Source organism: Pseudomonas sp. 01L34 (genome assembly GCF_056400265.1).
In genome coordinates this window covers 1-395 of sequence record NZ_JBFTSX010000055.1, presented here as the reverse complement: position 1 = coordinate 395, position 395 = coordinate 1, and the positions used below count along the sequence as shown (strand labels likewise).

Here is a 395-nt window from a genome sequence, read left to right as displayed (position 1 = left end):
GGACGGCACCGGCCAATGGACCTACACGTTGGCCAATGGCACCGATGGTGTCGCCAGTGCCGTGCAATCGCTGAAGGCCGGCGAGAGCCATGACGAGGTGTTCAGCATCCAGGTCAGCGATGGCCTCGGCGGCGTCGACACCCAGCAGGTGACCGTGACCGTCACCGGCAGCAACGATGCGCCGGTGCTCAGCTTCGCGAGCGGCAACGATGTCGGCGCCGTGCTGGAAGACACCACACTTAGCGTCAGCGGCCAGTTCAGCTCGAGCGACATCGACCATGCGGCCACCGCCACCTGGAGCATTGCCGGGTCCAATACCGGCAGCTACGGCTCGATCGCGGTGGACGGCACCGGTCAATGGACCTACACGTTGGCCAATGGCACCGATGGGATGG

General features: G+C 65.3%; 1 protein-coding gene. It reads left to right on the top strand.

Features of this window, described 5'->3' with window-relative positions:
- Positions 1–395, top strand: a 395-nt coding sequence (locus AC1DQM_RS29955) for a VCBS domain-containing protein (protein ID WP_477747280.1), incomplete at both ends; no start/stop codon positions are given.